Here is a 19,613-nt window from a genome sequence, read left to right on the forward strand (position 1 = left end):
AAAAACGATATCCGGGCGGCCGGCGAAAGGCCTCGGGCCAGCCTTGCGCGGAACGCACGGATCCGCTTTGCTCTTGCGGGATCCGTGCATCCTCCGGGCCTGCTGCAACGGGAGGTCTGGGCAGGCCGGATCACCAGGGGCGGCACGCTGCGCCCCTGGCTTAGGCGGGTGCTATTTGATGTAGCCCGCTTCCGTCATCGTGCGCTCCACCTCGGTCTGGGCGCCATTCAGCGCGTCGTCGACCGACTGCTCGCCGGTCACCGCGGCGGCGACAGCCTGGCCGACCTGCGTGCCTATGCCCTGGAATTCAGGGATGGCGACGAACTGGATGCCGGTATAGGGGACCGGGTCCTTGGTCTGCTTGGTCGGATCGGCGGATTCGATCGCCGAGAGCACAGTGGCGGCGAAGGGCGCCGCCTTCTGGTAGTCCGCGCTGGCATAGGTGGACTTGCGCGTTCCGGGCGGCGCCGCCACCCAGCCTTCGGTTTCACCGACGCGCTGGACATAGGCTTTCGAGGTCGCCCATTTGACGAAGGATTTCGCCACGTCCGCCTTCTTGGTCGAGGCCGGGATGGCGAGGCTCCAGGCCCAGCCCCAGGCCGAACCGTTGGGGGTGACCCCGACGGGCGCCTTGGCGAAGGCGACCTTGTCGGCGACCTTGCTCTGCTTCGGATCATAGACGCGGCCCGCGGCGGAAGTGGCATCGATCCACATGGCGCAATGGCCGGAGGAGAACAGCGTCTGGTTCTCGTTGAAGCCGTTGGAGCTGATGCCCGGCGGTCCATATTTCTTCATCGTGTCGACGTACCAGCCGATCGCCTTCTTCCATGCGTCGGAATTGATCTGCGGCTTCCAGTCCATGTCGAACCAGCGGCCGCCAAAAGTGTTCACCAGTGTGCCGACGAAGGCCATGTTTTCACCCCAGCCAGGCTTGCCGCGCAAGCAGAGCCCGTACTGCTCCTTCGACTTGTCGGTGAGCTTGGCGGCGAATTCGGTGATCTGGTCGTAGGTCGGCGCCTCAGGCATCTTCAGGCCGGCGGCGTCGAACAGGTCCTTGCGGTAGAGCGTGAACGAGCTCTCGGCATAGAACGGCACGGCATAGAGGTTGCCGTCGACGGTCAGGCCGTTGCGCACCGGCGCGATCAGATCGTCATAGTCGTAGTCGTCGCCGAGATCGTTGAGCGAGGTCAGCCAGCCCGCCTTGCCCCAGATCGGCGTCTCATAGCCGCCGATGGTCAGCACGTCGAACTGGCCGCCCTTGGTGGCGATGTCGGTCGTGACGCGCTCGCGCAGCACGTTCTCCTCGAGCGTGACCCAGTTGACCTTGTTTCCGGTCGCCGTCTCCCACTCCGGAGTCAGCTTCTGCATGATGATCATGTCGCCATTGTTGACCGTGGCGACGGTGATTTCCGTGGCGAGCGCCGTGCCTGCCGCCAGCGCCGAAGCGGTGACCGATATGGCGAGAATCCCAATAAGCTTACCCGTTGGCATTTCGTCTCCTCCTTTACGAATGCGCATGTGTAAGTGAACATGCGTATATATTTTATCGCGCTACAGAAAATTTGAGTCAAGCCGCTTCCGGTCTGATTTTCGGTGCCCTACCCTCGCCCCGGCGGTAAATTTTGCCCGGTTGGCGCAAACCATAAGGCTGCGCGCGCATTAAAATAAGTGAACATGCGTGTAGTTTATGTTGACTTCGCCTTCGCCGCGATTTACCCGGACTGCAGCCAGGCGCTATCGTGCGGCCGGCGCGCCGGGACAGGCGCACGACAAGGCTGGGGAGAGAAGGACTTGCAGCAATGAGCCGCCGAAGGGAGATCGCCTCCGAGACCGCGGGCCCGACGATTGTCGCCGGCGAGATCCTGGTCGAGATCATGGCGACCGAGCCGGGCCTGGGCTTCCTCGAGCCGCTGGCGCTGATGGGTCCCTATCCGAGCGGCGCGCCAGCGATCTTCATCGACCAGGTGGCGAGGCTCGTCGGCGGCGCCGGCATCATCGCCTGCGTCGGCCGCGACGATTTCGGCACCATCAATCTGGAGCGGCTCAGGCGCGACGGCGTCGACGTCTCGGCGGTGTCGGTCAGCGACCGCTATCCGACCGGCAGCGCCTTCGTGCGCTACAGGCCGGACGGCGGGCGGGACTTCGTCTACAACATCGCCGAATCCGCCGCCGGGCAGATCCGCCTCACACCAGAAGCGCGGCGACTGGCGGACAGTGCCGGCCACTTGCACGTCATGGGCTCGACCCTGTCGGTAGCGGGGCTGAAGGAGATCGTCGCCTATGCCGTGAAGGCGGTGCGGGCGCGCGGCGGCTCGACTTCCTTCGACCCGAATGTGCGCAAGGAACTGATCGACGGCGCAGATGGCGCCCTGTTTTCCGCTCTGGTCGACGATGCCGACCTTCTGCTGCCCTCGGGCGACGAACTGCTCGCCGCGGCCGGCGTCGAGGACGAGACGCAGGCCGTGGCCGCGCTGATTGCCAGGGGCGTCGGCGAGATCGTGCTGAAACGGGGGGCCGCCGGCTCCACCCGTTTCGGCGCCGACGGCAGCCGGATCGACTGCGCCGGCTTCCTGGTCGAAGAAGTCGACCCGACAGGAGCCGGCGACTGCTTCGGCGCCACCTACCTCACCTGCCGGCGCAAGGGCATGGAGCCGGCCAAGGCGCTGTTCTATGCAAATGCCGCGGGCGCCCGCAACGTGACGCGGCGCGGGCCGATGGAAGGCCTTGCCGGCTTCGACGTGCTTGACGACTTCATCGCCGGGACCGATCGGGCTAAATGAGATGACGACCAATCCGCTTGCAGGCCTTGCCACCGCGCGCAGAAATGGGTCGCCCTACGGCATCACCTCAATCTGCTCGGCACATCCGCTGGTGATCCAGTCGGCTATCCGGCGCGCCGTCGCCGACACGCATTCGATGCTGCTGATCGAGGCGACCTGCAACCAGGTCAACCAGTTCGGCGGCTATACCGGGATGACGCCCGACCTGTTCGTCGCCTTCGTGCTGGAAATCGCCAGCCGCGAGGGGCTCGAGCCCTCGCGCATCATCTTCGGCGGCGACCATCTCGGGCCGAACCCCTGGCGCTCCGAGCCGGCGGCGCAGGCGATGAGCAAGGCCAAAGCCATGGTCACGGCCTATGTCTGGGCCGGCTTCAGCAAGATCCATCTCGACGCTTCGATTGGCTGCGCCGGCGAACCCGCCGCCCTTGACGACGAGACCATCGCGACGCGGGCCGCCCGGCTCGCCAAGGCCGCCGAGAGGGCGGCGCGGGCGAAGGGCGGCGCGCTGCCGCTCTACATCATCGGCACCGAGGTTCCCGTCCCCGGTGGCGCCGACCACGCGCTCAGCGACCTGAGGCCCACCGAAGCGGCGGCGGCGCGGCGCACGATCGAAATCCATCGCGAGATTTTCGCGCGCGAGGGGCTCGCCGAGGCATTCGGCCGCGTCATCGCCCTGGTCGTGCAACCGGGCGTCGAGTTCGGCAGCGAGAACGTCATCGCCTACAAGCCCAAGGCATCGGAGGCGCTGACCGGACTGCTCGATGAACAGCCGTCCCTCGTCTACGAGGCGCATTCCACCGACTACCAGAGCCGCGCGGCGCTGACGGCGCTGGTCGCCAACGGCTTTCCGATCCTCAAGGTTGGCCCGGGCCTGACATTCGTTCTGCGCGAGGCGCTCTACGGGCTCGACCTGATCGCCACCGAAATGGTCGCCGGCTATGGCGATCGATCGCTGGCGCGGACGATGGAGCGGGTGATGCTCGCCGCACCCGGCCATTGGCGCAGCCACTATCATGGCGACGAGGCCAGCCTCTATCTGCAGCGGCACTACAGCTACAGCGACCGCGTCCGCTACTATTGGAGCCATCCTAGCGCCAGCGTCGCCGTCGGCCGCCTGCGCGAGGTGGTCACCGGCGTCAGCATCCCCGAAACGCTGATGCGGCAGTTCCTGCCGACGCTGCCGGCGGGCCTCGGGCCGGCGGGCAAGCCCGAAGCCATCCTGCTCGCGGCGGTCGATGCGGTGCTGGCGGACTATGAGGCGGCGTGCCGGGGCGGATGAGCTGAGGCAGGCAATGCCGATAGTCAGAGACGCTGGCGCGATGGATCGCGGCGGCCCACGTTCGCACCCCTACTCAAACCCTACCGCTGGCGCCCGCGGCCCGTCATCCTCCTCCGGCGGCTCGAGGATCTCGATCAGCCGCGCCACCCGCGCGCCCGGCAAATGACGGCCCTCATTGACCAGCGCCTCGTCGGCGCCGATCCAGGCGAAGGCCTCGCGCAGTTCGCCCAGGGTTGCGCCGGTCAGCGCTATATCGGCAATGACGGCCTCATCCACCGGGCCCAGCACCGAAATGATGTCGTTGCGTGTCATGGTCGCCTCCATGGGTCCATGCGAGGTTCTTGTGCATGTCGTTGTCCCAAAGCCGCTTCGCACTTTTTGGGCGACATGCAAGGGCGGGTCCTTGAACGACAGCTGGACCCGGCATCCGGCGGCATCCGGTCTCCAATCAAATCTGCCGACACACAGAATGTGGGTCTTGACTTCGTCCAGACAACCTCCAGATCGACATTTGCCGGCCGCCTGAGGGGACCGGCAACGCCGCCGGTTTGCAGGCCGCCGTTTGCCGGCCACAATTTGGGCAACGGGGCCCAATGCAGCGGCGCGGTTCGACTTGAGAGTCACGCGATCCCAGGCCGGGACATTCGACGACATCTACCGCGACCAGATGAGGAGGAAAAGCAATGGCAATCCGTGATCTCATTCCCTGGGGCCGGGAGAGCAGCCAGCTCTCCGACATGTATCGCGATCTCCAGCGGGGGGGCGACCCCTTCATGACGCTGCATCGCGAGATGAACCGCCTGTTCGACGATGCCATGCGCGGCTTCGAAACGCGCATGCCGTCCTTCGGCGGGGCCTTTGCCGGGCAAGCCTGGCCAAGCGTGGAAATCTCCGACAGCGAGACGGACATCCACGTGACCGCCGAGATTCCCGGCATGGAGGAAAAGGACATCGAGGTGCTGCTTGACGACGGCGTGCTGACGCTGCGCGGCGAGAAGCGCGCCGAGACTGAGGACAAGGGCAAGCAATTCTCCGAACGCTTCTACGGCCGCTTCGAGCGGCGCATCCCGCTCGGCTACGAAGTCGAGGAGGACAAGGTCCACGCCAACTTCCGCAACGGCGTGCTCACGGTGACGCTGCCCAAGACCAAGCGCGCCCAGACCAAGGCCAGGCGCATTGCCGTCAACGAAGGCAAGGCAAGCAGCGCCAAGCATTGAGGCATGTCGGCGGGGAGATGGACGACGGGCGCCTCGCGCGCGCCCCGTCGTCTTCCGTCCGCGTCTTCAGGCGCTGGAATGCGGATCGATGCTATAGGGATGGACGGGATAGCCAGGACCGACAGCGTCTCGCACGCGACTCGTCCAGGCAAGGACCGCCGGATAGTCGGTCAGCAGTAAGCCGCAATCCTCGGCCCTATGGCTGTAGGCATAGACCGCGATGTCGGCGATGGTGAGGGTGTCGCCGACAAGGAACGCAGCGCCGGCGAGGCTGCGCTCCAGCGCCGCCAGCGTGCGCGCGCCTGCTTCGCGCTTGCCCGCAACCATCGCCTGGTGGCGCTCCAGCCGCCCGGTCAGCGTCCAGTAGCGCAGCGAGCCGATCACCGGCTCGACATAATACTGCTCGAAGAACAGCCATTGCATCACCTTGGCGCGGAGAAGCCGGTCTGCCGGCAGATAGGATGTGCCCTCCGCAACGCAGACGAGGATCGCGTTGGACTCGGCGATCGCCTGGCCATTCTCAACGGCGAGCACCGGCACGGCGCCGGCCGGGTTGAGCTTGAGGAAAGCCTCCGTGTGGCTCTCGCCCTCGAAGATCGAGACGATGCGGGTTTCGTAGGCGATGCCGAGCAACCCGAGAAGGACCCTCACCTTCCAGCCATTCTGCGATGGCAGATAATCGTAAAGCGTGAGCATGACGAGGCCTCTTGTGAACCGGGATGGCTTCGCATGGCGCAGGGGTGTGCGCCACCCGATTTATGCGTCGTCGGAAGCCGCCCTCACCCCCGCTTCTCGATATCGGCAGCCACGGCCATCGCCTCCAGGCCGATCTCGCGCAGCAGACCGGTCACCGGATTGTGGAAGCCGACGAGATAGAGGCTGAGCTCGGAGGCGCGGGCGTTGACGCCGCTCTTTGGCGGCCTGATCTCCGCCGGCAGGAACTTGTCGTAGGCCGGGCGATAACCGGTGGCGAGGATGACGGCGTCGAACTCCTCCTGCCGGCCGTCGACGAAGGTGGCGCCACTTTCGCCGAAGCGCTTGATATCGGGTGCCACCTTGATTTTGCCGGCCTTGATCGCCGCCACCGTGCCGACATCGATGACCGGGATGCGCCCGGCGTCGATCTGTTTCAGGATGCCCTCCTTCGGCCTGACGATGCCGTATTTCTCGAGCTTGCCCAGCGCCAGGTCGAGGATGATCGGGAACATCCGGTCGTTGAGGCCCTGCGGCATCGGCCGGCTGGCGATGCCCACCATCTGGATCGGCACGCCGAACAGCTGGCGCGGCACGATGTGGACGCCCTTGCGCACCGACAGCGTGGGGTGGGCGCCTGACTCGGCAAGGTCGAGCGCGATCTCGGCGCCGGTGTTGCCCATGCCGACGACGAGCACCTTCTTAGCCACATAAGGGGCCGCCTCGGTATAGTCGGCGCTGTGCAGCACCTTGCCCTTGAAGGCTTCGATCTCGGGAAAAGAGGGAACGATGGGTTGTGCATTGTTGCCGCTGGCGACGACGACATGGCGCGCCGTCAGCGCGTCGGATCCGGTCTCGACCCGGAAGCCGTCCGCGTCGTGGCGGATGGTGTCGACCGTCACGCCGAAGCGTGGCCTGAGTTCGAAACGCTCGGCATAGGCGTCGAGATAGGCGACCACCTTCTCGCGCGGCACGTAGCGCGGATGGTCACTCGGAAACGGCACGAAGGGCAGCGAGGAGAACGACTTCACCGTATGCAGATGCAGCCGCCGGTAATGCCGCCGCCAGGCCGGCGCCACCTCCGCGGCCTTTTCGAGCATGATGAAATCGACCCCTGCCCGCCGCAGGCAGGCGCCTACGGCAAGACCGGCCGGCCCGGCGCCGACAATCACGACATTGGTATCCAAGCGTTTTCCTCCCCTCCCAGGTCATGGCAGGCTATGACGGGAGGTGTAGGCGGGACAAGTGGGGCTGCGCTCCGTCTCCCTCTTGTGGGGGAGGAGGCGGGATGGGGAGAGCGAGGCTTCTCAGCCCAGCCCCGCCAGCTTCGCCGCGGTGCGGATGGCTTTGACGGCCCCCGGGTTGGTCACGGGATAGCCCGAGATGAAGCCCTCGATGGAAAAGTCGGGGAACTCGGCGGCGAGCCGGGCCACATATCCGGCTGCCTCGGCGTCCTCGCCCGACGCGGCATGGGCGAGCGCCAGGAACATAAGCACATTGGGCGAGTCCGGCGTGCTTCTGCGCAAAGAAGCGATGGCTTCCCGGTGCCGGCCGGCGCAGAACAGGACGCGGCCCTGCATGCCGAAATACCAGGGCGCGGCGAGCGGATTGAGGCGCATGGCGCGCTCCATGAGCAGGATCGCCTCGGCCGGGTCGCCGGCGACCAGCGCCTTGCTGCCGGCAAGCAACGCCAGCGTATCGGCATGGTTGGAGCCATATTCATAGGCCCGTTGGTAGGCGCGCTCCGCCGCCTCGAGGTCACCAAGGCATCCCATGAGATCGCCAAGGCAGTTGCAAGCGCAACTGTCGGACGGATCGAGCCGGATCGCATTTTCGACCGCCGCGCGCCATTTCTCGATCGATCCCCTTGGATCGTGGCCAAAACAGTTGCCGGCCTGGATCGAGTAGGCATAGGCGAGCTCGGTCCAGGCCCTGACCAGCATCGGGTCGAGCTCCAGCGCGCGGGCAAACAGCCGGATCGCCTCCGCATTGCCGGCGCGGCTGAAGGTGTTGTGCTGCTCGACACCCAGCAGATAGAGATCATAGGCGCGCAGGCTGGCGGGCGGCTTACGGCGAACCGCGTTGCGCCCGATCGTGGCGATGGCTCCGAAACAGCCGGCGAGCACATTGATGACGCTTTCGGTCAGGCTGTCCTGCAGCGCGAAGATATCCTCGACCGGACGGTCGTAGCGCTCGCGCCACAGGCTGACGCCGGTCCCGGCGTCGGCAAGCTCCATCGTCAGCCGGACCCGCCGGTCGTCGGCGCGCAACTGGCCAGACAAGATGTAGGCAACGCCCAGCGCCCTGCCATCGGCGGCGAAGTCGGCCGGCTTGCTGCCCAGCGCCTTCATGGTGTGGAAGGCGATGACCGGAAGGTCCGCATAGCGCGCAAGGTCCACGGTGATGTCCGACGACAGGCCGTCGGCGAAGCGGCGCCAGTGCTCTTCGGCGCTCAGGCATTCGATCGGGAATATCGCCAGCACCGGCGAGGCGCCGGGCAAGGCCGACGGCTTGTCCGACACGGCACCGGCGACGCCATTGACATGCGCGGCAAGCGCCACCTTGTTGCGGACGCCGAGCTTCTCGTAGATCGCGGCCAGATGGGTGCGCACGGTCGACGGCGCAATGAACAGCGCCTCGCCGATCTCGCGATAGGTCAGGCCGGCCGCGAATTTTTCGGCCACGACGCGCTCACGCTCGGACAGGACCGGCGAGGACGGTGAAGACATGGCCGCTGTAACGTTGTGGTTCATGCCGATCCCTTGCCCGCGGACGCACGCGCTATCAACGCCTGCCGCGACAAAATACTACAAATGCAGGACCCAAAACACCGCATCTGGCCGATGGCTCGCCAGCCGCTGGAGGTCCAGGCTCCCCGTATACCCTCCAACGCGGGTCCATGCCGAGGAGCCGATCATGAAAACGATGCTGAACACCATTTCCGAACTCTACGGCGCCGTGCGGCTGGATGTCCTCCAGCCGGCGGCCGGAGAACGCCTCTTCCCGCAAAGCGGCCTGTTCACAGCCTGGAGCGAGCGGGCGCGGTTTCGCGAAGACCTGGCGCTCAAGGCCAGGGACACGCCGCATCTCATCGGCGACATCGGCCTGACCATGGCCGATGTGCGGGCGGAACTCGCCAAGCCGTTCTGGCGCCGATGAGGAGCTGCGGCACTCGCACAGGGGTACAAGCTCGCTACGGTCTGCAATCTTGGGAGGTTTCCATGCGACGTGTTTCCATAGTGCTGGCATGCGCGATACTGGGTTCGTCCGCCTCATCGCCGTCATTCGCAAGCGGCTGCAGGCAGTTGCTGGAATCGGATGTGAAGATCGCCAGCATGCGTCTTTATGCCGACATCCTGGCCAATGCCGCACGCAATGGCTGGGACTACGCACCCGATGCGATCGTCAGCGGCTCGAAGCGGCATTTCGACGAGATGAAGCAGCAGTTGACCGCCGTCGGCTATGAGATCGTCCCCGTCGGCGCCCGTCCGCACTGTCCCCGCTTCGACGCGCTGGCGAGCGAATAGCAACCAAAAGGCCGGGGTCGCCAGGCGGCGGCGTCGAGAGCCGATTTCAGCAAAATATCAGCAGCCGTTCAGGACAGCGAGCACCCGTTGCGGCAATGCTGAAGCAATACAGGCCGATGAGCGACCGTGAACCACTGATCCTGGAGATCGATCATGCGTGAGAAAGCTGAGGGAGCGCGTTGGTCCTCGATGCTGGCGCAGGAGGAAACGCAGCGCATCCTGTCGATGGGCGTCGCCGGGCTCATCTGCGGGGAAGCCAATGAGATGCTGGCCTATTTCGAACGGCAGGCGCCTTGCGAGACGGCAGCCCCATCCGGCAAACGGCCGGGGCTATGGCCTCGGATTCGCCATGTCCTGCCGCACGGTGTTTTTCCGGGGACATTCTTTCGGGCTTGACCTTGCCGGCATTCTGCCGCTCCGATAGTCGCCGCGCGAATGGGCACGGCGATGGGGCAAGGGCTTGTCGCAACAGGTCGGCAACGCGGTTCTCGATCTTGACCTGGGCACGCTCAGGCGTGACGGCGAGATTGTGCCGATCCGGCCGAAAACCTTCGACCTTCTGGCGTTTCTGATACGCAATTCCGGGCGGGTGCTGAGCAAGGACGAGTTGCTGCAGGCTGTCTGGCCAGGCATCATCGCCACCGAGGATTCGCTCACCCAGTGCATTCGCGACGCGCGCAAATCGATCGGTGACGAGGCGCAGGCACTGATCCGTACCGTTCCCCGGCGCGGCTATCTGTTCCAGGTCGCGGAAACCCGGCCCACCGATCCGCCTGCGCAGATGGCGGCTCAAGCGGGACGCGCGGCCGAACCGATGGTCGCCATCCTGCCGTTCCGCGTGGAAGCCGACGACACCACCGGCAAGGTGCTGTTCGACGGCGCGGTCGAGGAAATCACCAACGCGCTGTCATACTTCAAGACCGTCGCGGTGCTGGCACGCCATTCGGCCTTCGTGCTGGCCGAGCATTGGACGGAGGATATCAACGCGACCGCCTTGCGGCTTGGCGCCGACTATATCGCGGAAGGCAGCGTGGAATCCGCCGGGGATGGCTACAGCGCTCGCGTCGTGCTTACCGAGACGATATCCGGCCGTCGCGTCTGGACACAGAGTTTCACATTCGCCAAAGGCGAGATCTTCGCCTTCCAGAGGACGGTCGCCCAACGGATCGCGACGGCGCTTGTGGCCAATATTGAAAACGCCGTCATGCGCCGCGGCCAGCCCGCTTCGGCCGCAAATGTCGAGGCCTATCTCCACCTGCTGCGTGGCATGGCCCTGCTGCGCAGCTATGGCGACGGGGTGAACGAGGAGGCGCGCGCGCATCTGCTCAAGGCGCTCGAACGCGACCCGAATTCGGGCCTGGCGCATGCCTATCTGGCGCTCGCCGATTTGATCATAGGAGGCTATTCCGGCGCGCCGCGCGCCGTGCTCGACCAGGCGCGCGACCGGGCGCTGCATGCCATTGCGCTCAGCCCCGACGAGGGGCGATGCCACAGGATCCTGGCGCTGACCCTGCTCTACCGGGGTTGCGACGAGTACGACGCCGCCGAGAAGCATTTCGCCCGCGCGCTGGACCTCAATCCCTATGATGCCGACACGCTCGCCCAGACCGGCTACTTCAAGGCGCTGCGCGGCGATGGCGAAGCCGGGCTGGCCCTGCTCGACCAGGCTTTCCAGCTCAACCCGATGCATCCGAGCTGGTACTATTTCGACCGAGGCGTAGCCTTGTTCATTGCTGGACGCTACCGCGAGGCCGCAACCTCCTTCTCCTCCCTGCCGCGCAAGAGTGTCTGGCAATGGGCGCGACTGGCGGCTTGCCACGCGCTCGACGGCGACACCGAGAAAGCCAGGGCTTGCGTCAGGGAAGGCCGCGCGCTGGATTCCGGCCTGACCATGGCGGAAATCCTTGGAGACCTGCGCATGGAGTGCGCCGAGGACTGTGAACGGTTGCGGATCGGTCTCGAGCGGGCCGGCTGGGACAACACGGCGGCATAGCCAGCCCGCCGCGCAACAGGCATGATGCGGCGATCGCCCGCCGAATCGGGCTCCATTGCCAGTCCGCGGGGCCCATGAAACCAGCCATCGTCTTGCCTTTGCTCGCGGCCATGCTGCCGTTCGCACCGGCGCGGGCCGGCGACTGGAAGCCGGTAGAAAAGGTCGAGACCTACGCCATCTCCGGCCAGACCCCGCCCGAGCTCTACGCTTCGATCGGCGAAAAAGGCCCGCTCATCGGCGACAGCAAGAAGCGCGTCATCGCGCACACCAATTTCAAGCTGACCTGGACCCGCGACTACCAACCGCGAGGCGGCGCCTGCATGCTGAAAACGGCGCGGCCGAAGCTCACCATCACCTACACGCTGCCGAAGCCGGTCGGCCCGCTGCCGCCGGGCCTGCAGAAACGCTGGGACAGCTTCGCCGCCGGCCTTGCCGCGCATGAGAAGGTGCATGGCGGGCAGATCATCGACATGGTGCAAAAGATCGAGGCGCTGAGCGTAGGGCTGACCGTCGCCGACGACCCTGCCTGCAAGAAGATCAGGACCGAGCTCACCGCACGGCTTGCCGCACTTTCACAAGCGCAACGCCAGGCCAGCCGCGACTTCGACCGCATCGAGTTCGGGCCCGGCGGCAATCTGCAGAGGCTGGTGTTGGCGTTTGTGAATGGGGAGTAGATGGCGACGGAGCTTTTTTGCAAGAAGAGAGCCGCCGGCGAAGCTGCCAATCTCCCCCCTTGCGGGGGAGATGGGAATGAGCTTCCGCCGGCAAGTACCGATCGGGCCCTACATCGTCGACTTTGCCTGTCCGCTTCACCATCTGGTCGTGGAAGTTGACGGCAGCCAGCACGCGGATGCCGAACACCTCGAGCGTGACGCTGCGCGAAGCGCTTATCTGGAAGCGAGCGGCTGGACCATCCTCCGGTTCTGGAACGACGACGTCGTCCGCGACATCGACAATGTCTGCCAGCACATTGTCATCGAAGCCGGCCTAGCCGGCGGACCCTGACGAGGACCACCAATCAGATCGCGCGAATAATGCCGCCGTCGACGCGGATGTTCTGGCCGGTGATGTAGCCGGCGCCGTCGGAGGCGAGGAAGGCGATGGTCGCGGCGATCTCCTCGCTGGTGCCATAGCGCTGCATCGGCACGCTCTCGCGGCGCTCCTCGGTGGTGGGCAGGCTGTCGATCCAGCCGGGAAGCACGTTGTTCATGCGCACATTGTCGGCGGCATAGGTGTTGGCGAAGATCTTGGTGTAGGCGGCGAGACCGGCCCGGAACACGGCCGAGGTCGGGAACATCGGGCTTGGCTCGACCACCCACGCGGTCGAGATGTTGATGATGGCGCCGGCCTTCTGCCTGACCATGTGCGGCGCCACGATGCGGACCGGCCGGATGACGTTCATCAGATAGACGTCGAGCCCGGTGTGCCATTGCTCGTCGGTGATCTCGAGGATCGGCGCGCGCGGCCCGTGGCCGCCGCTGTTGACCAGGACGTCGACGCGGCCGAAGCGTTCGAGCGTCAGGTCGGCAAGGCGCTGAAGATCCTCGTTCGACTGGTTGGATCCGGTGACGCCGAGGCCGCCGAGCTCCTTGGCCAGGGCCTCGCCCTTGCCGGACGACGACAGGATCGCGACCTTGAAGCCGTCGGCGGCCAGGCGCCTTGCCGCCGCCGCGCCCATGCCGCTGCCGCCGGCAACGACGACAGCTACTTTTTCTACACTCATCGCGTCTTCCTTTCAGGATTGGTTTTCGGCCTGTACCACCATTGATCACAACGTGTTATATTCGGCTTTTGCCGCTGGTTCGAACCAGAAAGCCTGAAATCAGACTGTAGAAAAACTGCTCGATGCCTGAGGACTTCCTGCGTCTGCCGCCGCTCAATGCGCTGCGCGCCTTCGAGGCGTCGGCGCGGCATCTCAACTTTCGCCTGGCCGCGCTTGAGCTCAACGTCACCCCGGGCGCGGTGGCGCAGCATATCCGCGGGCTGGAGGCCAGCCTTGGCGCGAAACTGTTCGAACGGCGGCCGCGCGGCCTGGCGCTGACCGACGAGGGCCGTGCCTATGTGCCCAACATCCGCCGCGCCTTCGAGCTGATCTCGGAGGCGACAGCGCTGCTGCGGCCGGAACCGGCACGGCTGACGATCAGCGTGACGCCGAGCTTCGCCACCAAATGGCTGATCCCGAAACTGCCCGACTTCGTCGCGCACAACCCGCTCGTCGACCTGCGCATCCTTGCCACCGAAAGCCTGTCGAGCTTCCAGGCCGACGGCGTCGACATCGCGGTCAGGCAAGGCCGTCCGCCCTTCGGTCCCGGCCTCGTCGTCGACCTCCTGTTCCCGCAGCAGGTCATCGCGGTCTGCAGCCCTGCCCTGCTGCCGCCCGGCGCCGGCGAAATCGCCGCGTCGGACATCCAGCATCATATGCTGCTGCACGATGCCCACAATCTGTGGCCGGAGTTCATGGAAACCGTGCTCGGCCTGAAGATGGCGGCGGAGGCCAAGCGCATGCGCTTCAACCAGACGGCGCTGGCGATCGACGCCGCCATCGCCGGCCAGGGCATTGCGCTTGCCAGCCGCTTCCTGGTCGCCGCCGACCTCGCTGCCGGCCGGCTCACCCAGCCGGTCCAGGGGGACATGCGCGGCACGCAGGATTTCCATGTCGTCATGCCGCGCAAGCAGCGGCACCCTGAACCGACCCAAGCCGTCCGGCAATGGCTGCTGGATGCGGGCGATGCGGGCTGAATTTCAAGGCCTGGGTGTTGCGCTTAAAAGCTGATCTCCACCGCGGCCGCACTCCGCTTCGCCTCGCCATGGAACACCGCCTCGATGTTGTTGCCGTCGGGGTCGAGCAGGAAGGCGGCGTAGTAGCCGGGGTGGTAGGGGCGCTCGCCAGGCGCGCCATTGTCCTTGCCGCCGGCGGCGAGCCCCGCCTTGTACCAAGCATCGACCATGGCGCGGTCCCCGGCCTGGAAAGCAAGATGATGGCGGCCGGTGAGCACGCCTTGGGCGGCGCGGCTGTCGGCGCTGGAGATGAACATCTCGTCGGCCCAGAAATAATCCTCGGCCTCGCCGCCGACCGGAATGCCCAGCACCTCGAACACCGCGCCATAGAAGCGCCGGCTCGCCTTCAGGTCGCGCACCACCAGCTGGATGTGGTCGATGAGCCGGCCGCGATAGAGTTCCATGGCATCCTCCTGCATTGAATGGGTCAATCTAGAAGCGATCAACCTCCGGTCAACGTCGGGTATTGCAGGCTCCTGACACTTGGGGCCACGGCGGGACAGAAGGGAAGGAGCGCCAGCGTCGGCGCGTGAAAATCCGCTCTCTTGCGATTTCTAACACTTGGCCTTTTGGCTAAGATGTTGAAATCGCTTTCTAAGGTGCCGCGACATCAAAAATCTGATTAAAAAATGCAACCGGATTGTCGGATCGGTACCGACGCCAACGTCCTTCGGACGCAAACGGCGTGACGAAGCTCGAAAAAGGTTGCGCCGTGTCGACAAACTCTAACTTCCGGCATGGGAGAAGGACATGAAACTTTCCTATCGTTGGGTCATCGTCGCGGCTGGCGCGCTGATGAGCTGTGTCGCCATCGGCGTGATGTTTTCGCTGGCGATCTTTCTCGAGCCGATTTCGCTCGACACCGGCTGGTCGCGCGCCGGCATATCGAGCGCGATGACGCTGAACTTTTTGGTGATGGGCCTCGGCGGCTTCGCCTGGGGCGCCATCTATGACCGCATCGGCGCCCGCCCCGTCGCCTTCGCCGGCGCGCTGCTGCTCGGGCTGGCCATGGTGATGGCCAGCCGCACCGGCTCGCTCACAGTCTTCCAGCTCACCTATGGCGTGCTGGTCGGGCTCGCGGCCAGCGCCTTCTTCGCGCCGATGATCGCGCTCACCACCGCCTGGTTCGACACCAACCGCAGCCTCGCCGTGTCGCTGGTCTCGGCCGGCATGGGCGTGGCGCCGATGACCATCTCGCCCTTCGCGCGCTGGCTGATCACCGCCTATGACTGGCGCACCGCCATGTTCGACATCGGCGTGATGGCCTGGGTGCTGCTGCTTCCCGTCGCCTTCCTGGTGCGCCAGCCGCCGGCCGCGGCCGCAGCAGCCGATGGCGCGCCGGCGCGCGCCACTGACGATCCCGGCATGAGCGTCGGCCAGGCGCTGCGCTCGCCGCAATTCCTGGTGCTGGGCATGACCTTCTTCGCCTGTTGCGCGGCGCATTCGGGACCGATCTTCCACATGGTGAGCTATGCCATGGCCTGCGGCATCGCGCCGATGGCCGCCGTCACGATCTACAGCGTCGAGGGCCTGGCCGGCCTTGGCGGCCGCCTGCTCTATGGGGTGCTCGGCGACCGTCTCGGCGTCAAGCCGGTGCTGATCGTGGGTCTTGCCATCCAGGCCGTGGTCCTCACCGCCTATCTCGCCGTCAGCCGCCTCGAGCAGTTCTACGTTCTCGCCATCATCTTCGGCGCCACCTATGGCGGCGTCATGCCGCTCTACGCGGTGCTGGCGCGCGAATATTTCGGACCGCGTATCATCGGCACGGTGTTCGGCGCCGCCACGATGCTGTCCAGCCTTGGCATGTCGTTCGGGCCGCTTGCCGGCGGCATGATCTTCGATGCCTATCACAGCTATTCCTGGCTGTTCATCGGCTCGGCCCTGGTCGGGCTGGGTGCCGTCGGCATCGCTATTGCCTTCCCGCCGCAGCCGAGCCGGCAGCGGCTGCAGATGGCGTAGTCCTCAAAGGCGCCCGGCGGTCCCGATCATCTCGGGATCGCCCGTCCGTTGGCGCGAAATCCAATTGCCGGACGCCGGCGAGTATGAAAGGCTCCGCAAAGACACCGCATCCGATGAATGCGGGCAAAATCCCATCGTCCGGGGGACATGCAGTGACCGCAGGCTTGGAAGCCGAAGAAGCCAGGAGTTGGTCCAACCTGATGGTCGCGGCCGAGAAAGGCGACGCGCAGGCCGTGCGCGCGGAGCTCGCGGCCGGGGCGGACATCAACCAGACCGACGAAGGCGGCTGGTCGGCGCTGCATCTCGCCGCCCACAATGCCCGCATCGCGGTGCTCGAAGCCTTGATCGCGCACCCGGCGATCGACATCAATTCCAGGAATAAATGGAAGAGCACGCCCTTGAGCCTGGCCGCCGCCAAGGGCCACTACGACTGTATCCAGGCGTTGGTGGGAGATGCTCGGATCGATATCAATGCCCGCGCAGACTATTACGGCAGGACGGCGCTGATCGAAGCGGCAAGGAACGGCCATCTCGACGTCGTCAAGCTGCTCGTCGAGCATGGCGCGGACGTCAATCTGGCCGACAAGACGGGACGGAACAGCGCGCTCATCGAGGCCATCAAGGGACGGCACTACGAGGTCGCCGAGTATCTGCTTGAGTCCAGGAAGGTGAACTTCCTCAACAAGGACATGCGGCTCAACGCATTGATCTGGGCGGGCAGCACCCGCAACGCCCAGCTCATCGAGATGCTGGACACCGCCATCCACAGCTTCTTCGAAGGCAAGTGAGCGCTCGGCGCGGCCGACCGTGACCCACACGCGCCGAAGAACCTGCCGCGCACCGTTCGGCGACAGGCGTCAGACCGGCGGCACGCCCTTGATGAACGGGCAAGTCTATTCGGCGGGCCGTTTCTCCCGGACATAGGTCACTTCGTGGACAACCTCGCGCCCGTCGAACGGATTCGGGGCGGGAGCAGACGTGTAAGTCAGCGTATCTTCGTCGACGTTGCAGAACCGCAACTGCTCTGTGCCGCTCCAAGCTTCATTCCAGCTCATGTCGACATGGTGGACGACCCGATCCGGCTCAACCGTATAGCTGCCCGAATAGGCGAACATCGTGTCGAACAACGCGATCTTGTCTTCGTCCGATGGCGGCATCCGCTCGGGCCGTTTGCGACTGCTCCTGAGGATAAAGAAAATGACGCGCTCAGGTGTATAGATGACGATGCCTTGAGGATGCTGGCCGAGAGCTTCTCGCCGCTCCCCGGTCGCGACGTCTCTCGTCATCCAGGACGTCATCCTCCAGCTTCCAAGAAGCAGATCGCGGTCAAGCGGTCTGACTGGCGTATCTTGAGCCAACGTCTACCCTCCCCTGTTTCCTGGCAGCGCTCCTTATGCAGCCCGCGTGGCCCTGGCTTCGGCGCGGCTGCGCCCATTTTGTCGCAAGGGCCATCCATTGCCCAGAGGGTTTGCGACACGCCAGCGGCCATTGCAGGGCGTCATTTTCAGTGACTGCGCGAAGCGGTGGTCCCCAAGCCTTCAGGCGCCGGCGCCACTATCCTGTCGACCACCCAGCGGTGCCTGCCGATCTGGCGGGCGCGGCGAAAACCCTGCTTTTCGAACATCGCCAGCGTGCCATTGTGCAGGAAGGCGCCGGCGACCTTCCGGCCCTCGGCATCCTCGGGATAGCTTTCCACCGTCCCGCCGCCAAGGCGGGCGATTTCGCCGAGCGCACCCGCGAGCGCGGCGGCGGCGACCCCTTCGCCGCGACGCGCCTTGTCGATGAAGAAGCAGGTGATGCGCCAGTCCGGAAGGGTCGTCAGCCCGTCTTCATAGGCGCGCCGGTGCTTGATGCGCGGCAGTTCGCCGGTCGGCCCGAACTGGCACCAGCCGACACAGGCCGCGCCGTCGAAGACGAGCGCGGCATGCGTGCTGCCTTCCCGAACCCGCGCCTCTTTGGCCGCGCGATTGCCGCCGGCGCCGCTGCCCTTGGCATGGAAGGCCATGCACCAACAGCCGCCCCAGACGCCATTGTGGCGCTCGACCAGCGCGGCGAAATCCGGCCAGGTGGTTTCGTCCAGGGGTTTTGCGATGAAGCCCATCGTCACCTCGTCGGCGGCGAACATAACCGATTTGAAGCGAGGCGTCACAACCGCCAATTGCCCCTTGCGGGAAGATCGCCGTTTCCGCGACAATTCGATTCAAATGCGGCTGTGGATGTTTGCTTTCGGGTAAAGCGACTCGAGCATCTTCGCGGCACGGCGGGCAATAAGGAGAAGCTAATGAAAAGCGACTTTGCCGCCGCTCGCCTGCACCTCGAGCGGGCCGGCCACTATCTGCGCGGCGATGACGAAACCAGCCAAACGACGATTACGGCGCTCGATCTCTTGATAGAGGCAATCGCGGTGGCCCAGTACAGCCGACATTCGGCGGATGTGGTGGAGTTCCCGATGCCCACCAGGAGAAAGATCTCCTATCAGGCCTGAATACGGGCTTTTCGACACAGAGGCGCGGGAACGTTTCGGTCCGCCGCGCATTGTTGTCATCGGGGTGATGGCCGGCCGTTTCGGCCGGCCATTGCATTTGGATGGCAGGGGATGTCCAAGGTCGAGACCGTGAAGCCCGTCGAGGCGGCGGCAGCGCCGCGGGCCTCCGATGCGTTCGCGTTGAAGCTCACCTCCTCCGAACTCGCAACGACCATGTCGCATTTCCACCGTGCCGAGATCGCGCGCATGGCCGGCTGGCGCGACCGGCTCGACCGGACCAGCAACTGGGCGATCACCGTCGCCGCCGCGATGCTTTCGGTCTCGCTGTCGACGCCGAGTTCGCATCATGGCGTGCTGCTGTTTGCCATGCTTTTGATCACGCTGCTCTTGTGGATCGAGGCGCGGCGCTACCGCTTCTTCGACGTTTACCGGGCGCGGGTGCGCCAGTTCGAGCGCTATTATTTCGCGCAGATCTTCTCGCCGCAGCCCGACTTCGCGTCCAACTGGCTGGCGATCGTCGGCGAAGGACTGCGCTCGCCGCGCTTCCTTATCTCGCAGCGCGCGGCGCTGGTCCGCCGGCTGCGCCGCAACTACATCTTCATGTACACGATCCTGATGCTGGCCTGGGTGCTCAAGATCACGACGCCCAGCCTGCAGCGCGAAGGCTCGCCGATCGGCTTCGGCGCCTCGTTCCTCGACGCGATGCGCGTGGCCGCGCTAGGCCCGGTGCCCGGCATCGTCGTCGCGTCCATTGTGGCGCTGTTCTATGTCGGCCTGCTCGCCGCCGCCTTCCTGGTCAGCAGCGAGGAAGGCGAGCTTTCGCATGGCACCGTGCATGTCTGAACGGGCGCAGGCCGCAATTTGATGGAAATTCAGCCGCTGCTTTCGAAGAAAGCAGAAAC

At 65.4% G+C, this 19,613-nt stretch carries 22 protein-coding genes and 1 pseudogene; 14 read left to right on the forward strand and 9 right to left on the reverse strand.

Annotated features, from left to right (window positions below):
- Positions 1-171: 171 nt before the first annotated feature.
- Positions 172-1,491 (reverse strand): ABC transporter substrate-binding protein, encoded by a 1,320-nt coding sequence (locus JG743_RS21755; protein WP_202292802.1) that lies wholly within the window; start codon positions 1,489-1,491, stop codon positions 172-174.
- 308 nt (positions 1,492-1,799) lie between these two features.
- On the opposite strand from JG743_RS21755, the gene JG743_RS21760 reads away from it, so the two are divergent.
- Both JG743_RS21760 and JG743_RS21765 read left to right on the forward strand, forming a co-directional pair.
- Entirely contained in the window at positions 1,800-2,780 is a 981-nt protein-coding gene (locus JG743_RS21760) for a tagatose kinase (RefSeq protein ID WP_202292803.1), read from the forward strand.
- Position 2,781: 1 nt separating this feature from the next.
- Complete coding sequence (locus tag JG743_RS21765; protein WP_202292804.1) at positions 2,782-4,059, forward strand: D-tagatose-bisphosphate aldolase, class II, non-catalytic subunit; 1,278 nt, start codon at positions 2,782-2,784, stop codon at positions 4,057-4,059.
- A 69-nt stretch (positions 4,060-4,128) separates the two neighbouring features.
- Here JG743_RS21765 and JG743_RS21770 read toward each other — a convergent pair whose 3' ends face one another.
- Positions 4,129-4,371 carry a hypothetical protein gene (locus JG743_RS21770; RefSeq protein WP_202292805.1) on the reverse strand — a complete coding sequence of 81 codons (243 nt, stop codon included), beginning with the start codon at positions 4,369-4,371 and terminating at the stop codon, positions 4,129-4,131.
- 371 nt (positions 4,372-4,742) lie between these two features.
- Here JG743_RS21770 and JG743_RS21775 point away from each other — a divergent pair, with 371 nt between their 5' ends.
- A complete protein-coding gene (locus JG743_RS21775) occupies positions 4,743-5,276 on the forward strand; it encodes an Hsp20/alpha crystallin family protein (protein WP_202292806.1) in 534 nt (177 codons plus the stop codon).
- 66 nt (positions 5,277-5,342) lie between these two features.
- Here the strand turns inward: JG743_RS21775 and JG743_RS21780 are convergent, their stop codons facing one another.
- The 3 genes from JG743_RS21780 to JG743_RS21790 form a co-directional block, all read right to left on the reverse strand.
- Positions 5,343-5,972 (reverse strand): glutathione S-transferase family protein, encoded by a 630-nt coding sequence (locus JG743_RS21780; RefSeq protein ID WP_202292807.1) that lies wholly within the window; start codon positions 5,970-5,972, stop codon positions 5,343-5,345.
- Positions 5,973-6,055: 83 nt separating this feature from the next.
- Positions 6,056-7,156 (reverse strand): flavin-containing monooxygenase, encoded by a 1,101-nt coding sequence (locus JG743_RS21785; RefSeq protein WP_202292808.1) that lies wholly within the window; start codon positions 7,154-7,156, stop codon positions 6,056-6,058.
- Between the two features lie 120 nt (positions 7,157-7,276).
- A complete protein-coding gene (locus tag JG743_RS21790; protein WP_202292809.1) occupies positions 7,277-8,722 on the reverse strand; it encodes a LuxR C-terminal-related transcriptional regulator in 1,446 nt (481 codons plus the stop codon).
- A gap of 163 nt (positions 8,723-8,885) precedes the next feature.
- Between JG743_RS21790 and JG743_RS21795 the strand changes: the two genes are divergently transcribed.
- From JG743_RS21795 to JG743_RS21820, 6 genes and pseudogenes are all read left to right on the forward strand, one after another.
- A complete protein-coding gene (locus JG743_RS21795; RefSeq protein WP_202292810.1) occupies positions 8,886-9,128 on the forward strand; it encodes a DUF1127 domain-containing protein in 243 nt (80 codons plus the stop codon).
- A 62-nt stretch (positions 9,129-9,190) separates the two neighbouring features.
- Positions 9,191-9,496 (forward strand): hypothetical protein, encoded by a 306-nt coding sequence (locus JG743_RS21800; RefSeq protein ID WP_202292811.1) that lies wholly within the window; start codon positions 9,191-9,193, stop codon positions 9,494-9,496.
- A 153-nt stretch (positions 9,497-9,649) separates the two neighbouring features.
- Positions 9,650-9,892, forward strand: coding sequence for a hypothetical protein (locus JG743_RS21805; RefSeq protein WP_202292812.1), 243 nt, complete (start codon positions 9,650-9,652; stop codon positions 9,890-9,892).
- A gap of 64 nt (positions 9,893-9,956) precedes the next feature.
- Positions 9,957-11,489 (forward strand): winged helix-turn-helix domain-containing tetratricopeptide repeat protein, encoded by a 1,533-nt coding sequence (locus JG743_RS21810; RefSeq protein ID WP_202292813.1) that lies wholly within the window; start codon positions 9,957-9,959, stop codon positions 11,487-11,489.
- Between the two features lie 74 nt (positions 11,490-11,563).
- Positions 11,564-12,163: a DUF922 domain-containing Zn-dependent protease gene (locus tag JG743_RS21815; protein ID WP_202292814.1), complete on the forward strand. Its 600-nt coding sequence runs from the start codon at positions 11,564-11,566 to the stop codon at positions 12,161-12,163.
- 70 nt (positions 12,164-12,233) lie between these two features.
- Positions 12,234-12,494, forward strand: a pseudogene (locus JG743_RS21820) (endonuclease domain-containing protein); the annotation flags it as partial.
- Between the two features lie 13 nt (positions 12,495-12,507).
- On the opposite strand, the gene JG743_RS21825 reads toward JG743_RS21820, so the two are convergent.
- Positions 12,508-13,212, reverse strand: a complete 705-nt coding sequence (locus JG743_RS21825) for an SDR family oxidoreductase (protein ID WP_202292816.1) — start codon at positions 13,210-13,212, stop codon at positions 12,508-12,510.
- Between the two features lie 122 nt (positions 13,213-13,334).
- On the opposite strand from JG743_RS21825, the gene JG743_RS21830 reads away from it, so the two are divergent.
- Positions 13,335-14,228 carry a LysR substrate-binding domain-containing protein gene (locus tag JG743_RS21830; RefSeq protein ID WP_202292817.1) on the forward strand — a complete coding sequence of 298 codons (894 nt, stop codon included), beginning with the start codon at positions 13,335-13,337 and terminating at the stop codon, positions 14,226-14,228.
- 23 nt (positions 14,229-14,251) lie between these two features.
- Here the strand turns inward: JG743_RS21830 and JG743_RS21835 are convergent, their stop codons facing one another.
- Positions 14,252-14,671 (reverse strand): VOC family protein, encoded by a 420-nt coding sequence (locus JG743_RS21835; RefSeq protein ID WP_202292818.1) that lies wholly within the window; start codon positions 14,669-14,671, stop codon positions 14,252-14,254.
- Positions 14,672-15,017: 346 nt separating this feature from the next.
- Here JG743_RS21835 and JG743_RS21840 point away from each other — a divergent pair, with 346 nt between their 5' ends.
- Positions 15,018-16,226: an MFS transporter gene (locus JG743_RS21840; RefSeq protein ID WP_202292819.1), complete on the forward strand. Its 1,209-nt coding sequence runs from the start codon at positions 15,018-15,020 to the stop codon at positions 16,224-16,226.
- A 152-nt stretch (positions 16,227-16,378) separates the two neighbouring features.
- Entirely contained in the window at positions 16,379-17,014 is a 636-nt protein-coding gene (locus tag JG743_RS21845) for an ankyrin repeat domain-containing protein (RefSeq protein ID WP_202292820.1), read from the forward strand.
- A gap of 105 nt (positions 17,015-17,119) precedes the next feature.
- Here the strand turns inward: JG743_RS21845 and JG743_RS21850 are convergent, their stop codons facing one another.
- Positions 17,120-17,512 carry a lipocalin-like domain-containing protein gene (locus JG743_RS21850; RefSeq protein WP_202292821.1) on the reverse strand — a complete coding sequence of 131 codons (393 nt, stop codon included), beginning with the start codon at positions 17,510-17,512 and terminating at the stop codon, positions 17,120-17,122.
- 218 nt (positions 17,513-17,730) lie between these two features.
- The gene (locus JG743_RS21855; RefSeq protein ID WP_202292822.1) at positions 17,731-18,351 is read right to left on the reverse strand and encodes a hypothetical protein; all 621 of its coding nucleotides are present in this window, start codon (positions 18,349-18,351) and stop codon (positions 17,731-17,733) included.
- A 156-nt stretch (positions 18,352-18,507) separates the two neighbouring features.
- On the opposite strand from JG743_RS21855, the gene JG743_RS21860 reads away from it, so the two are divergent.
- Together JG743_RS21860 and JG743_RS21865 are read left to right on the forward strand one after the other, a co-directional pair.
- A complete protein-coding gene (locus tag JG743_RS21860; RefSeq protein ID WP_202292823.1) occupies positions 18,508-18,711 on the forward strand; it encodes a hypothetical protein in 204 nt (67 codons plus the stop codon).
- Positions 18,712-18,822: 111 nt separating this feature from the next.
- The gene (locus JG743_RS21865; RefSeq protein ID WP_244672854.1) at positions 18,823-19,554 is read left to right on the forward strand and encodes a DUF2270 domain-containing protein; all 732 of its coding nucleotides are present in this window, start codon (positions 18,823-18,825) and stop codon (positions 19,552-19,554) included.
- Positions 19,555-19,613 lie beyond the last annotated feature (59 nt).

The sequence above is a fragment of the Mesorhizobium sp. 131-2-1 genome, from assembly GCF_016756535.1.
Classification (GTDB): domain Bacteria; phylum Pseudomonadota; class Alphaproteobacteria; order Rhizobiales; family Rhizobiaceae; genus Mesorhizobium.

Bases quoted from the DNA above. Each gene is read 5' to 3' on its own strand.
- JG743_RS21850 (WP_202292821.1), bottom strand. From the start codon at position 17,512: ATGACGAGAGACGTCGCGACCGGGGAGCGGCGAGAAGCTCTCGGCCAG.
- JG743_RS21775 (WP_202292806.1), top strand. From the start codon at position 4,743: ATGGCAATCCGTGATCTCATTCCCTGGGGCCGGGAGAGCAGCCAGCTC.
- JG743_RS21800 (WP_202292811.1), top strand. From the start codon at position 9,191: ATGCGACGTGTTTCCATAGTGCTGGCATGCGCGATACTGGGTTCGTCC.
- JG743_RS21755 (WP_202292802.1), bottom strand. From the start codon at position 1,491: ATGCCAACGGGTAAGCTTATTGGGATTCTCGCCATATCGGTCACCGCT.
- JG743_RS21830 (WP_202292817.1), top strand. From the start codon at position 13,335: ATGCCTGAGGACTTCCTGCGTCTGCCGCCGCTCAATGCGCTGCGCGCC.
- JG743_RS21835 (WP_202292818.1), bottom strand. From the start codon at position 14,671: ATGGAACTCTATCGCGGCCGGCTCATCGACCACATCCAGCTGGTGGTG.
- JG743_RS21860 (WP_202292823.1), top strand. From the start codon at position 18,508: ATGAAAAGCGACTTTGCCGCCGCTCGCCTGCACCTCGAGCGGGCCGGC.
- JG743_RS21795 (WP_202292810.1), top strand. From the start codon at position 8,886: ATGAAAACGATGCTGAACACCATTTCCGAACTCTACGGCGCCGTGCGG.
- JG743_RS21855 (WP_202292822.1), bottom strand. From the start codon at position 18,351: ATGTTCGCCGCCGACGAGGTGACGATGGGCTTCATCGCAAAACCCCTG.
- JG743_RS21840 (WP_202292819.1), top strand. From the start codon at position 15,018: ATGAAACTTTCCTATCGTTGGGTCATCGTCGCGGCTGGCGCGCTGATG.
- JG743_RS21805 (WP_202292812.1), top strand. From the start codon at position 9,650: ATGCGTGAGAAAGCTGAGGGAGCGCGTTGGTCCTCGATGCTGGCGCAG.
- JG743_RS21865 (WP_244672854.1), top strand. From the start codon at position 18,823: ATGTCCAAGGTCGAGACCGTGAAGCCCGTCGAGGCGGCGGCAGCGCCG.
- JG743_RS21815 (WP_202292814.1), top strand. From the start codon at position 11,564: ATGAAACCAGCCATCGTCTTGCCTTTGCTCGCGGCCATGCTGCCGTTC.
- JG743_RS21765 (WP_202292804.1), top strand. From the start codon at position 2,782: ATGACGACCAATCCGCTTGCAGGCCTTGCCACCGCGCGCAGAAATGGG.
- JG743_RS21770 (WP_202292805.1), bottom strand. From the start codon at position 4,371: ATGACACGCAACGACATCATTTCGGTGCTGGGCCCGGTGGATGAGGCC.
- JG743_RS21780 (WP_202292807.1), bottom strand. From the start codon at position 5,972: ATGCTCACGCTTTACGATTATCTGCCATCGCAGAATGGCTGGAAGGTG.
- JG743_RS21825 (WP_202292816.1), bottom strand. From the start codon at position 13,212: ATGAGTGTAGAAAAAGTAGCTGTCGTCGTTGCCGGCGGCAGCGGCATG.
- JG743_RS21790 (WP_202292809.1), bottom strand. From the start codon at position 8,722: ATGAACCACAACGTTACAGCGGCCATGTCTTCACCGTCCTCGCCGGTC.
- JG743_RS21760 (WP_202292803.1), top strand. From the start codon at position 1,800: ATGAGCCGCCGAAGGGAGATCGCCTCCGAGACCGCGGGCCCGACGATT.